Source organism: Acinetobacter sp. WZC-1 (assembly GCF_052544965.1).
In genome coordinates this window covers 2,322,057-2,335,922 of record NZ_CP199370.1, presented here as the reverse complement: position 1 = coordinate 2,335,922, position 13,866 = coordinate 2,322,057, and the positions used below count along the sequence as shown (strand labels likewise).

The following is a 13,866-nucleotide window of genomic DNA, read 5'->3' as shown; positions in this document are numbered from 1 at the left end:
GGATTCAGATCACACATTTCAGGTCATCATGTCATGTATAGTCAACCTGTCAAAACACTCATACACATGAATACAATTTTTTTTGATTCATATTTTTAATTAAATCAATTGTATGAGAATGAGTTATTTGATTATAAAAAAGCTTTTATTGCCACATTTTGTTTTGAAAGTTTGAATCAAATTACATGTATGAATAATGAGGTGGTTTGACTATAGTGTGGCAGTCCATTGTTCAGGTCATAAAAAAGCCCACCGAAGTGAGCTTTGATGAACCACAGATCAATACTAATTTGCCGACGTATTGCCGTTTCTTAACTCTGCTGTGGAAGGTTGCCGAACCACCTGATCAGCAGTATTGGCTTTAATACCGCCCCCCAGGGTTTTATACAGTTCCACCTGATTATTCAGGTCTGCCTGTTCAAGTAACAGCAGGCCCTGTTCAGCTGAATAGGAAGAACGCTGTGCATCCAGTACTGTCAGGAAGTTGTCAATACCGGCACGGAAACGGGCATTGGACAATTTATAGGTAGTATTGGTTGCATCGACTAAATTACGTTGTGCTTGCAGACGGTCACCGATATTGTGGCGGGTTGCCAGGGCATCATTGACTTCACGGAAAGCAGACTGAATGGATTTTTCATAATCAGATAAGGCAATTTGCCGATCCGTTTCAGAAATTTTCACATTTGCCCTGCGGGTTCCCCAGTCCCAGATCGGCAGATCCAGACTTGGACCGACCGACCACAGGAAGGCGCCGGATTTGAATAAATCACTGAGCTCAGTAGAGGCATAGCCGGCTGAACCGGTCAGACTGATGGTGGGGAACATGCGTGCTTTGGCAGCACCCACATTTGCACCGGCTGCTGAAAGCTGATATTCAGAAGAACGTACATCCGGCCGGTTGTTCAGCAGATCGCTGGGTAAGCCGGCAGCCAGTGCTGTGGTACTGGTAATGCTTGTCACACGCTGAGCAGGCAGCAGATCATCCGGAATGCTTTGTCCGACCAACAGTACCAGCAGGTTTCTGGCTTGCTCAATCTGAGTTTTATAGTTGGCAACATCATTGCGGGCAGTTTCGACAGAAATCTGTGCCTGACGAACAGGTACTTCACTGTCGATACCGACATCGAAACGTTTTTTGTTGAGCGTATAAGATTCAAGCTGTGCTTTCAGGGTCTGATCAGCAAGTTTCAGATTGGCATTGGCAAATGAATAGCTCAACCAGGCCTGAGCAACCTGACCGATCAGTGAAATCTGAGTCGCATCACGGGCACTTGCAGTGGCCAGGTAATTATCCAGTGCATTGTCCTTCAGACTGCGGACCCGCCCCCAGAAATCCAGCTCATAGGCTGTAACACCCAATCCCACCTGATAAGTCGAGTAGGGGTTATTCGGATCACGGGTTGGCGTCACCTGACGCAGTGCCTCTCCGGAGGCCCCAATGGTCGGCAGTTGATTATTTTTAGTAATCTGATATTGCTGCTGTGCGCGCTGGATATTCAGGGTTGCAGTACGCAAATCACGGTTATTGGCTAAGGAAAGATCAATGACCTTAAGTAAACGCGGATCTGAGAAAAAGTCTTTATAACCTTGTTCTGCAATTGAAGTACCGGAAGCGCTGCCAGAATAACCTTCTGGAATGCCTGCCTGAGCTACGGGTTCTGGGCCACGCATGCTCTGACATGCTGTCAGAGCAAGCGCAAGTGCCGATACCGCAATGCTACGACCTGGAATAGACCATATATTATGCATCACGATGATTGCTCCTGATGATTAGTTTGCTTGGGTTTGTACTTAAAGATACTACGGATCCATACGAAGAATACAGGAATAAAGAAGATACCTAAAAGTGTGGAACTGAGTACACCACCGAGTACACCATAACCGACCGAGTGCTGACTTCCTGCGCCTGCACCGTTTGCCAGGGCAAGTGGAAGTACACCGAAGCCAAAGGCAAGCGTGGTCATGATGATGGGACGTAAACGCATTCTTGCAGCATGCAGGGTTGCTTCAAACAGGTCCTCACCTTTTTCCTGGAGTTCTTTGGCAAACTCCACAATCAGAATCGCATTTTTTGCAGAAAGACCAATAACAGCAACAATTGCGACCTGAAAGTAAATGTTGAAGGAAAGGTTTGGGTCGCCTTTAATGGTCATGCCCAGCCAGGTTAAAGTAAATGCACCGACAACACCCAATGGTACCACCAGCAATACAGACACTGGAATGGACCAACTTTCATATAATGCTGCAAGGCACAGGAATACAATCAAAAGCGAAAGAATCAGCAGTGGAAGCGTCTGGCTGCCGGAATCACGTTCTTCCAGTGAAAGCCCCGTCCATTCATAGTCAAAGCCAGGCATGCCCATGGATGGTAACTTATTGATGATTTCCTCCATGGCCGCCATTGCATCACCGGAACTGACGCCCGGTGCAGGGGTACCCTGAATGTTGACCGAAGAAATACCATTATAACGTTCCAGGCGTGGTGAGCCATAGCTCCATTCACCGGTTGTAAAGGCCGAGAACGGAACCATGGTGCCCTGGTTATTACGTACATACCACTTATTCATGTCTTCCGGCATCATCCGGGAGTCAGCCTCACCCTGGACGTAAACCCTTTTCACACGGCCGCGGTCAACAAAGTCATTGATATAGGAACTACCCCATGCAATACCCATGGTGGAGTTAATATCTGCAATGCTGACACCCATTGCACCGGCCTGAGCGTTATCCACCGTAATTTGATATTGCGATGTATCTTCCTGACCATTCGGACGTACCGAGGTCAGGCGTTTGTCCTGAGCAGCCATGCCTAAAATTGCATTACGCGCAGCCATCAGTTTTTCATGTCCCTGACCGGAGACATCCCTCAATTGCAGGTCAAAACCGGACATGACACCCAGCTCCGGCATGGCCGGTAACTGCAGTGGCAGGACGTAGGATGCATCCTTAATCATGTTCAGTGCCATACCGCGCTGAATGACTGCACCGATCTGTTGTTCCGGTGTGGTCCGTTCACTCCAGTCCTTCAGCCTGACAAATGCCAGACCTGCGTTCTGACCGATACCGGTAAAAGAGAACCCGGCAACAGTAAAGATGGAGCGGACCGATTCCTTCTCTTTATTCATGAAGTAATCGGTCATGGTGTCCAGGGTTTTTCCGGTGCGGTCCAGGGTTGCATTCGGTGGCAACTGAACCAGGGTCATGACCACACCCTGATCTTCTTCCGGCAGGAATGAAGTCGGCATGACCTTATACAGAACGGCCAGCACGACAATAACAGCGATGTAGATCACACCGGAAAATATTTTGTGGTGGGTCATACGGTTGACGCCGTTTTTATATTTTTCCGCTATGTTCTCAAAGCTGTTGTTAAACCAGCGGAAAAAACGCGCAAAGATATTATTACTCTTTGCCTTGTTCGGATCATGCTGTCTCAATATGGTAGTACACAGTGCCGGTGTGAATGTCAGCGCAACAATGAGTGACAGGACCATTGCCGTAACCAGGGTAATGGAGAACTGACGGTAAATCACCCCGGTGGTTCCTCCGAAGAAGGCCATGGGAACAAATACCGCACTCAGTACACTGGTAATACCGACCAATGCGCCTGAAATCTGTTTCATGGAAACTTCAGTGGCCGTCACCGGATCCAGATGTTCTTCCTGCATGACCCGCTCAACGTTTTCGACCACAACAATGGCATCATCCACCAGTAGACCAATGGCAAGCACCATTGCGAACATGGTCAGCGTGTTAATGGAGAAACCGAAAACGTTAATGACTGCAAATGTTCCCAGTACCACGACCGGGACTGCAAGCGTTGGAATAATGGTTGCACGCCAGTTCTGCAGGAACAGGAACATGACAATAAACACCAATACAATCGCTTCAATCAGGGTATGAATCACACTTTCAATGGAAAGACGAATGAACGGTGTGGTGTCATATGCAAGGGTATCTGCCATGCCTGACGGATAGTTCTTGCGTAATTCGACCAGTCGTTCTTCCACGGCTTTGGCAGTGTCCAGCGCATTGGCACCGGTTGCAGGTTTAATGGCGACACCACCTGCCGGTTTGCCATTGAATTTGGAATCAAACTGATAAACCTCAGAACCCAGTTCAACCCGTGCCACATCAGAAATGCGGACCTGTGCCCCGGATGGTGTGTTTTTCAGGAAAATGTTTTTAAACTGTTCAGGGGTTTGCAACATACTCTGTGCATTAACCGTTGCGTTCAGAACCTGCCCCTCAACTGAAGGTGCTCCACCCAGCTGACCGACGGCAACCTGAGCATTCTGTGCACGGATTGCATTGGCCACATCATTTGGTGTGACCTGAAGACTGTTCAGTTTTGCAGGGTCCAGCCAGATGCGCATGGCATAGGAAGAACCAAATACCTGAATTTCACCCACACCGGTAACCCGGCTGAGTGGTTCTGAAATGTTGGAGTTTACATAGTCTTTAATGTCATTTGCAGACATACTGCTATCCGGCGAGTAAAAAGCAAGTACCTGAAGGAAGCTTGCTCCGGACTTGGTGACTTTTACACCCTGACGCTGGACATCCTGCGGTAACAGGGGGGTTGCAGACTGGAGTTTGTTCTGAACCTGTACCTGAGCGATATCCGGGTCAATACCCTGTTCAAATCTCAGTTCGATGGTTGCCTGACCGTTACTTGCACTGTTTGATGTAATATAGCGCAAGCCGTCCAGACCATTCATCTGTTGTTCAACAATCTGTGTGACTGTGTTTTCCACTGTCGAGGCAGAGGCTCCCGGGTAAGTTGCCGAGATGGTGACTGTTGGAGGAGCGACTGTCGGATACTGGGAAATAGGCATCTGGGTCAGTGTAATGACACCCGCCAGCATAATCACCAACGCAATCACCCAGGCAAAAATAGGGCGATGAATAAAAAAATGAGCCATTTTATCTACTCCTTATGTGTTTGAAGTAGCTTTTTGTTCAGCTGGTTTTGTTTCTGCCGCTTGCGCTGGCTGGCCGGTATTTCCGGATTTAGCTCCTTCAGCAGCCGGCCCCTGTGGCGGTGCTGCCTGAGGTTGATATGGCTTGGCAACAACCTGCTGTTCAGGTTTCACTTTGGCAATGCCATCCACAATTATTTTTTCGCCGGATTTTAATCCGTCAGTGACAATCCAGTCTTTACCCTGGGTTCCGGAGGTTGTAATTGCACGACTTTCAACCTGCCCCTTGGCATTGACAATCATTGCCGTTGCCTGACCTGTCGGGGTACGGTTGACCGCAGCCTGTGGAATCAGAATCGCATTTGGAATAATACCCTGTACAATCTGTGCATTGGTAAACATACCTGGCAGCAGTAAATGATTCGGGTTGGAGAATACCGCACGCAAGGTGACTGTGCCGGTATCCGGGTTTACGCTGGCATCAGAGAAAGCAAGGTTGCCTTCAATCGGATACTGGCTGCCATCTTCCAGCTTCAGGCGGACTTTGGTGTTGTTACTGCGGTCAATGCTGCCCTGGCTTAATTGCTGACGTAAGCGAAGCAATTCTGCACTGGACTGATTGATATCCACATAAATTGGATCAAGTTGCTGGATGGTGACCAGCGCGCTGGCCTGGTTTGCCGTAACCAATGCACCGGCTGTGACGGAAGAACGGCCTGACTGACCTGAAATCGGTGAGCGGACAGTGGAATAACCGAGATCAATCTGCGCAGTTTTCAGTGTTGCCTGAGAAGCGGCAACATCGGCCTCTGCAAGTTTGACCTGTGCGACCAGATCGTCATATTCCTGTTTGGATACGGCATTGATGCCGATCAGCTGACGATAGCGATCCGTCTTTACCCGAAGGGCATTTAAGTTGGCTTGCTGACGGACCAGTGCAGCTTTGGCACTGTCCATGCTGGCGCGGTTTGTACTTGGATCAATTTCGTACAAAGGCTGACCTTCACGCACGAAGCTTCCTTCAGTAAACAGACGTTTCAGGATCACACCATTGGTCTGAGGACGCACTTCAGAAATCTGATAGGCCGAAGTCCTGCCGGAAAGTTCAACGGATTGTTCAACGCTTTGTGGCTGAGCAACAATGACACCAACTTCTGGCGGCGGCATTTTTTGAGCATCAGCACCTTGCGGGGCTTCATTGGTATTTTTGCTGCAACCCACAAGTGCAATACTTGTTGCTAAAGCACAAGCAGTAAGGGCAGGGGCCCAGAGCTTTGCCGACATCATTATTTCACCTCGTTTAGATTTTTATCTAAAAATAATTTATCAGTACTCAGAAAGTGTGGAAACACCACTGTGAGTATAGTTATCCAGATCAGACCAATACTCCATCCTGCCAGTACATCCGTAGGGAAATGCACGCCAAGATAAACTCTTGATACCCCCATGACCAACCACCACAGACCAGCAATACAGCCAATTATCTTAATCCGGGAATGTTTATAAAATAAGAACAGTAAATATGCCGTGACCACTGCATAAATACTGTGTGCACTTGGGAATGATGCACCATGGGTCTCCACCATCTGATAAACAGCATCAGGACGGGGACGGTTGACCAGATATTTCAGTATCCAGCCGATTGCTGAACTCCCCAGAATACCAAGACCAGCAAATACAATGCCTGTATACTTCTTTAAGTGAATCTGTTGCAGGCACCATATTCCATATATCAGCAATATAGAGGGCAAACCGCCAATATGGGACAGAGCAATGGCAATTCCATCAGAAAATGTGGAACGATGCTGGCTCATCCAGATTACAGCTGACGCATCTAATTTCTGTATATAGGGAATATTCAGTCCAATACTGCTTATACTTAATCCAATACAGCCAATTACAAGTATCAAGTAAGGCATAAGTTAACCTTGATTATATTAATCCGGTATCCGGGATTAATGATGTGTTAAAGTGTACTAGTCAGTACACTTTTTTTCAAGTGAGCAATATTGAATAATTGATACTAAATTCTTTTCTCAAAATTTTTAATAGTTTGCACAAAATAATAACAAAATGACTAATGGCTGTTTTTCTGATTTGCTGTATCGTCTTCTTCCATTTGCAGGGTTTGCGCAGGGGGCCAGAAAAAGTCGGCTGGCCGGGTAAAAAAATGAGTAAATACAAGTTTTGCCAATGGTTTCCATTGGGCAAAACGAACCTGTCTTGCGCGCAGTGCGACAATAATCGTCAGTGAAAAACTGACAAAAAGGTTGGTCAGGCCAATCAGGATCACCCCCAGGAATGAGACAATAATCAGGCCAATTTCAGGACTGCCATTAATGGTCATCAGCCCCTGAATAAAGTTTGCAGATGCAAAGGCAATATGGCGGATATCAAGTGGCAATCCCAGAATAAAACCGATGGTTCCCATACTGCCGAGCATGATCCCGAACAGAAAGTTACCGGCAAGTGCACCCAGATTGCGTTCAATATAGTCTGCAAATTTATTCAGTTTCTGCTGCCCCAGCATCTGTTTCAGGCGGGAATGTTCCTTCAGACGTGGTCCGACTTTGCGGTACACTGCCATATTGTCAAAATAACCGGCCACCAGGCCTGACAAAAACAGACAGACTCCGGCAATTGCCGCATGCAGGACAGCCAGTGAGGTAAACGGGTTCAGGCTGTGCAGCAGACTTGTTGCCTTGGCATGCGTCAGTAAGGGTTCGTGCATCATGGCCTGCCACAGAAAAGTGATCAGGGCTGCTGTTGGAATGGCAATGGAGATATTTCCCAGTATGGCAACAAACTGGGTGCGGATGATATTGATGATCAGTGCTGCAAGTTCAGCAATCTGAGCCGTTTTGGAGCCTTTTCTGTGCTGGACTGTTGCTGCCAGTGCGGCAGCAGTCATTGCCGGCTGTTTGGTGGCAACCGTAAAGTGCAATACATGAATCAGCATAAAACCGAGTGAGTAATTCATGCTGTAGATGAAGGCATGCATGAGGGGCGCCAGCGCCAGTCGGGTTGCCAGAATCTTAATGGTGGCCATGATGGCAATAATGACGCCTGCACCGGCAGCCGCCTTATACATGCCCAGGAAGCCCTTTTTGTCAGTGCTGACATAATGCTCGCCGGTTTTGCTGGCATTTTCAGTAACCTGTAGTGAAATCAGTTCGCTGTTGGTTCTGAGTAAATCACGGACACTGGTTTCACTGTAATGCGCCTGAACAAAATCGGTCAGCAGTTCGCCACAAGCCAGATAAAGCGCTTTGTCATCTTCCACAATCAGGCTGAGCAGCAGTTCTATCCGATCCAGGCACTGTTCCAGCAGGGACAGCAGATAAGTCAGACTCAGGCTGACGCCAATGCGTTTGGTGGACCGCCTGATTTTAAGAACAACATCCCGGCATTGTTCAACCATGACCAGCGCCTGATCTGCATCAGGCGGAGCGATGACTGCAATATCATCTGTGCTGCGATGCTGCTTTTTATAGGTCTCAATGAACTCAATAATTTCCCGGTTCTGTACCAGAAAAGGGGATTCATATTCGGTCAGTTCAGGCTGTGCGTTAATAAATTCCGGGTATAGACCAATACCGCTGATCCGATAGGACAGGATGGTAATGGCCTTGATGATTTCTTTCTTGATGCCAAGCCTGGCGGAGTTATGACTGTGCCCCTGATTCAGTAATTGAAATAACTGAATCCAGCAGCTATTTTCAACGTTTTCCAGCCAGTATTTGTCACTGCGCTGATGAAATACCTTGCCGACCAGGTCCCTTAAGTCCGTTTCATCTTTCAGCAGTGGCAGAAAATGCGCACCGAGGCGCTGACTCAGCTGGTTCCAGAAACCATCCAGCGAGAGAATGCCACTGTCTGCATACAGGCTGGTTTGTTTGTGGTGGTTGATCAGTTTGAGCAGATAACCCTGAAAATTGATGGCAGCGGTGGGCGTACGTAATAAGCTCTGAATCAGGGCCTGTAGTTTTTTCTGAATTTCTGCAGTGTTGTCAGGGCTTTTCGGTCTTATTCTGTTGACCAGTTCAATGAGGATGTTTTCATCAGGCGTCACTTGCTGATGGACAAGCTGTGCCTGCATTTGCTGGAAGAGATCGTTAAAATTTATATGCATAAGCCAGGTTGTGTTCAGATTTATTGGATGCGGTGTAAGGCAAACTGGGTCAGATTATACAGTGCCTGCCGGTATTGGCTTTCAGGGAGTTGATTCAGGGCTGCCACTGCTGACGCTGTTTCCTCATGAGCCCTTTTTCGACAGTAATCCAGCGCACCTGAACTGTGAACAATGTCAATGACACGGTCAAGCTGTTCGGTACCGCCCGTTGCAATACTGTGGCGGATCAGCTGGTGTGCTTCGCCGGTGGTATTCTGTAATGCTGAGATTAAAGGTAAAGTGGGTTTGCCTTCCATTAAATCATCACCAATATTTTTACCTAATGTTTCAGCGTCGGAAGTGTAGTCTAAAATATCATCAATAATCTGAAAAGCATTACCAAAATGACCGGCAAACAGACGTAAGGGGCCACGGTATGCCGGTTTCCCTGCAAGAATGGCGGCACCTTCCGTCGCCAGTTCAAATAAGCGGGATGTTTTCCCGTGAATAATACTTAAATAAGTGGTTTCATCTGTTTCAGGCTGATGCTGTGCCTGAAGCTGCAGTACTTCGCCTTCTGCAATTTCGCAGGTGCCGGTTGAAAAATCCTTGAGCAATACCATGTCGTTTAAATCAACCAGCAAGTCAAAAGCACGTGAAATCAGGAAATCACCGACCAGTACGGCCGTCTGGTTGTTCCAGGTGGCGTTTGCAGTCGGTCGGCCACGGCGTAGCCCCGATTCATCCACCACATCATCATGCACCAGCGTTGCAGTATGCAGCATTTCGATAATGGCCGCCAGTTGCCTGGCCCGACTCAAGTCTGTTTCACCACAGGCATGGGCAGCAAGCAGGCACATGATTGGACGCATGCGCTTGCCGCCGGCTTCAACCACATGTTTACTGACTGCCATGACCAGCGCGACTTTTGAGCTGATGCCTTCATTGATCAACTGGTCCATTGCAGCAAAGTCTGACGCAACAGGAGCGAGAATATCCTGCTTGAAATCGATGGTCATATGAAGGTATTCCTCTGTGCTGATGTGTTCAGTGGTGCTGACTGATGATGACAATACAACATTGGGTCATGCTGCAAAAGTAAACAGCGATCTTTGAAAACTATAGTGATTTATCATGAATTTGTCCAAAAGACAGATGAACGCTGCATCTGTATCATCATTCAGGGTTACAATAGTAGCGGATTTGTTTTAAAAATCTATTCCATTTTCATATAAAAAACAGCTAAATCATTTACTAATGATCCATTATGTAAGGATCGGTACAAATAATCTGCGGCCAGTGTCATTAATTCATTAAAAATGCTTGTTGTTTAGCCGATTTTCACTTAAAATCCCCGGTCTTGTATAAGCCCCAGTGGCGTTCGTTTTAAGATCGGTATATTCCTTTACCGACACGACGACACGGGTATGTTGGAGTACATTATGTACGCGGTAATCCAGAGCGGTGGTAAACAGCACCGTGTTGTTGAGGGTGAAACCCTTAAAGTTGAACTGCTGAAGGCTGAAACCGGCGCAACACTTACATTTGATGATGTATTAATGGTTGTGAATGGTGACAGTGTTCAAATTGGTGCTCCAGTTGTTGCTGGCGCAAAAGTAACTGCAGAAGTGATTGGTCATGGCCGTCACGACAAAATCCGTATTATTAAAATGCGTCGTCGTAAACACTACCGTAAACAACAGGGTCACCGTCAGTGGTTCACCGAGTTGAAAATTACGGGCATTGCAGGCTAATCACGAGGAGTAAGAGACATGGCTCACAAAAAAGCCGGTGGTTCGACACGAAATGGTCGTGATTCGAATCCTAAAATGCTGGGTGTAAAAATGTATGGTGGCCAGGCTGTTGTTGCCGGTAACATCATTGTCCGTCAGCGTGGTACAGAGTTCCATGCCGGTGCAAATGTTGGTATGGGCCGTGACCATACGTTATTTGCAACTGCTGATGGCGTTGTAAAATTTGAAGTGAAGGGTCAGTTTGGCCGTCGCTACGTTACTGTTGAAACTGCATAAGTTTAAACGGTCGGAAAAAACCCACAGTTGCTGTGGGTTTTTTTATGGCTGAACCATGATAAAAAATCTTCATCATGATGAATGAAAGTCTACATTGTGAATTAATAACAATACAAAAGCGCTTATTTCTTCAATGATTAGCACGAAAAACTGGTTTAAGATGACACATCAGACAAATTGCAATAGCGCAAAACAGAGCAAAGGTGAGGATATGAATATGCTGCGTAAAACGATGCATGCAGTGATGATGGGTGCGGTCATTTCTGTACCGGTTATGAGCTATCCTGTGTTCGCAGCAGCAGCTTCGGAACAACAGGCAACGGCAGCACTGGTCAGACAGCTGAGTGGTATTAAAAGTCTGAGTGCAGATTTTGAACAGACCACAAAAGTGAGTGATGGCAGCAAACCTGCTCAGAAAAAAGGTTTGTCCGCACAGCATATGAACCAGACCTTTAAAGGGGTTATGAAAGTTGCCCGCCCTGGAAAATTCTACTGGGAAACCACCACACCGGCAAAACAGACCATTGTGACCACAGGCAAAACGGTGTGGATTTATGATCCGGATTTACAGCAGGCCGTGCGTCAGCAGCTGGATGAACAGGTTGCAAATACTCCGGCGCTTTTGCTGTCCGGCAATGCAGATCAGATCATGCAGTCCTATCGCATTACCCAGCCGGATGCAGCAAAGACCTATTACACCCTGTATCCGAAGCGGGATGGTGCTTTTCAGAGTCTGACCATCAGTTTTGGGGTCAATAAGGCACCAAGCCTGATGATCCTGCAGGATTCACTGGGGCAGACCACGACCGTGCGGTTTAACAATGTGAAAGTCAACTCTGCCATTGCGGCAGCAACGTTTAATTTTACACCACCCAAAGGCACGGATATTATTGATCAGTAAGCATTGATCAGTAAGCATTGATCAGTAAGTACTGGTCAATCAACAGGGTCAGTTACTGATGGTGCATCAGATATGGCTACAGGCAAAGCCATAGTCCTGTAATCCGGGTATGCCGTCTTGCGGTTTACAGGGAGAAACCGCATTGCCATGCAGGGAAACCGAGCAGGGAATCCAGGTCTGGAACCGGGTTATTTACGAAGGGGGAGCTGGTTATGATGCACTGCAGTGATGGCGACCATCAGGTCATTCATTATATTTCTGATTATAAAATGACGATTCTGGGGCGCTATGTTCCAGATGAATTGGGGCGGACCGTTTTTGAAACCTTCTGGGTCGGCGGGGGCGCTATTACTTCCCATACGCCGGGGCCCGTGGTATTTGTTTCTGCCCTGGATGCTGAAATCATACGTCAGCTGGCTAATCAGGAACTGGCTGCCGATGAGAAAGAATGGTTGTGCTATGATCTGAATCTCCTTGATCTGCCTCAGATGATGACGATGCTGAATGGATTGGTGACATTACATATTTTTGTTGCCTATTTGGCGACACAGCTGAATACACTGGTTACCTCACATGTGGTTTCACCCCGGATGAGCCTGATACCTTTCAGCTTCAGTCGTCCTCCCGGGGGGTTCCCTGAAGATGGCAGTCAGGTCACATTTGAGTTTCATCCCCGTCTGTTCAGTGGCCTGCGTGAGTACTGGAGCGGTATTACCACAGATGACTATGCCGACTCACTGGCGCTCATCAACAATAGGGATACCGAAGAATTGGTTATGCTCGCACAACAGGCCATTCAATCCATTCAGATTTTGCCGATGGAACAGGTAAAGTTTGGATTGATTGACCAATTGGCCGTGTTCTCGTTAACTGCTGGAATATGGCGATTCGGGGAGGATCGTTATGAGCAGCCGCCAGGTGTGAGTTAGGGCAGCCCATTCATTGATCGGATACATTTTTTAAATTTCACTGGATTATCAGGCTTGTATAATGGTCAGATCAGGGAAATGGGGTCTTGAAATAAAATGGCACAAATGAACAAACAATGGTTATGGGCAATTCCGGTCTGTGCAGCGGCGCTGATCATGGGAGGCTGTCAGGAGAAACCGGCAACTCAGTCAGAAAAAAGTCAGACTGAGGCAACCCGGAAAACTGCAACCATTCCGCTGATTCAGGCAAAAGTGGTGCGTATCAACATACCGCAGAAGCAGTTTTGTGATGAACAGGGCTGTACCCAGTATGATTTACAGACCATTCAGACCAATGTGCAATGGATTGATGACTACTTTCTGCAACGCATTAAAAAAGATGTCCCGGATGCATTTATCCGGCAGGAACAGACAAAAAATACAGTTGATACCCAGGCAGGCCTGAATGAGAATTCAATTTTTGTGCGCTTTGTTGCACAACAGTACAATCTGGCCACATTTGCCATACAGTCCTATAACTATGCTGCAGGGGCTGCGCATGGCATGCATCATGAGGAATTTGTGACCTTTGACTTAAGTACTCAGAAACGACTGGCGTTAACGGATCTGTTAAAACCGGGTGTGGAAACCCAGGTTGCAGAAGCTCTGTATGATGAAAATTCAGTCTGGTTGCAGCAGCACAGCATAGAGCGCAGCAAATTACAGTTGAGTGATAACTATTATTATGGTGCAAACGGCATTGTTTTCGTCTATCCGCTGTATGAACTGGCGTCCTACGCAGAAGGCATGAGCGAACTGACTCTGCCTTATATGGTGGCAAAGGACTTAATTAAAACTGAATATCTGCCGGTTTTACCTGAGTACGATACCCCTTGATTTACTGCACAATAGCGCAGCAATGGCTATGATATTGTGCTGAATATCTGCGGCAGTCTGTCCCGGTTACTATATTTTTTGTAATGAAGGGCTT

General features: G+C 47.2%; 11 protein-coding genes. 5 read left to right on the top strand and 6 right to left on the bottom strand.

The features are described from left to right. Positions 1-285: 285 nt before the first annotated feature. The 6 genes from adeK to sdsA form a co-directional block, all read right to left on the bottom strand. Positions 286-1,752 carry a multidrug efflux RND transporter AdeIJK outer membrane channel subunit AdeK gene (adeK, locus tag ACT6PV_RS10760; RefSeq protein WP_445117094.1) on the bottom strand — a complete coding sequence of 489 codons (1,467 nt, stop codon included), beginning with the start codon at positions 1,750-1,752 and terminating at the stop codon, positions 286-288. Continuing rightward, positions 1,752-4,928 carry an efflux RND transporter permease subunit gene (locus ACT6PV_RS10755; protein ID WP_445116357.1) on the bottom strand — a complete coding sequence of 1,059 codons (3,177 nt, stop codon included), beginning with the start codon at positions 4,926-4,928 and terminating at the stop codon, positions 1,752-1,754. The genes adeK and ACT6PV_RS10755 overlap by 1 nt, the downstream gene beginning before the upstream one ends. A 12-nt stretch (positions 4,929-4,940) precedes the next feature. Then, positions 4,941-6,212 (bottom strand): efflux RND transporter periplasmic adaptor subunit, encoded by a 1,272-nt coding sequence (locus ACT6PV_RS10750; RefSeq protein WP_445116356.1) that lies wholly within the window; start codon positions 6,210-6,212, stop codon positions 4,941-4,943. Continuing rightward, entirely contained in the window at positions 6,212-6,844 is a 633-nt protein-coding gene (locus tag ACT6PV_RS10745; RefSeq protein ID WP_445116355.1) for a phosphatase PAP2 family protein, read from the bottom strand. The genes ACT6PV_RS10750 and ACT6PV_RS10745 overlap by 1 nt, the downstream gene beginning before the upstream one ends. Positions 6,845-7,002: 158 nt before the next feature. Further along, positions 7,003-9,057: a site-specific recombinase gene (locus ACT6PV_RS10740; protein WP_445116354.1), complete on the bottom strand. Its 2,055-nt coding sequence runs from the start codon at positions 9,055-9,057 to the stop codon at positions 7,003-7,005. Positions 9,058-9,077: 20 nt separating this feature from the next. Beyond that, positions 9,078-10,055: an All-trans-nonaprenyl-diphosphate synthase gene (sdsA, locus tag ACT6PV_RS10735; protein WP_445116353.1), complete on the bottom strand. Its 978-nt coding sequence runs from the start codon at positions 10,053-10,055 to the stop codon at positions 9,078-9,080. Between the two features lie 423 nt (positions 10,056-10,478). On the opposite strand from sdsA, the gene rplU reads away from it, so the two are divergent. The 5 genes from rplU (at position 10,479) to ACT6PV_RS10710 (ending at position 13,772) form a co-directional block, all read left to right on the top strand. After that, positions 10,479-10,790 carry a 50S ribosomal protein L21 gene (gene rplU, locus ACT6PV_RS10730; protein WP_445116352.1) on the top strand — a complete coding sequence of 104 codons (312 nt, stop codon included), beginning with the start codon at positions 10,479-10,481 and terminating at the stop codon, positions 10,788-10,790. An 18-nt stretch (positions 10,791-10,808) separates the two neighbouring features. Further along, a complete protein-coding gene (rpmA, locus tag ACT6PV_RS10725; RefSeq protein ID WP_445116351.1) occupies positions 10,809-11,066 on the top strand; it encodes a 50S ribosomal protein L27 in 258 nt (85 codons plus the stop codon). A gap of 211 nt (positions 11,067-11,277) precedes the next feature. After that, positions 11,278-11,967: an outer membrane lipoprotein chaperone LolA gene (gene lolA, locus ACT6PV_RS10720; RefSeq protein ID WP_445116350.1), complete on the top strand. Its 690-nt coding sequence runs from the start codon at positions 11,278-11,280 to the stop codon at positions 11,965-11,967. A gap of 212 nt (positions 11,968-12,179) precedes the next feature. Next, positions 12,180-12,896, top strand: a complete 717-nt coding sequence (locus ACT6PV_RS10715; protein WP_445116349.1) for a hypothetical protein — start codon at positions 12,180-12,182, stop codon at positions 12,894-12,896. Positions 12,897-12,992: 96 nt separating this feature from the next. Then, complete coding sequence (locus ACT6PV_RS10710; RefSeq protein ID WP_445116348.1) at positions 12,993-13,772, top strand: RsiV family protein; 780 nt, start codon at positions 12,993-12,995, stop codon at positions 13,770-13,772. Positions 13,773-13,866: the final 94 nt, after the last annotated feature.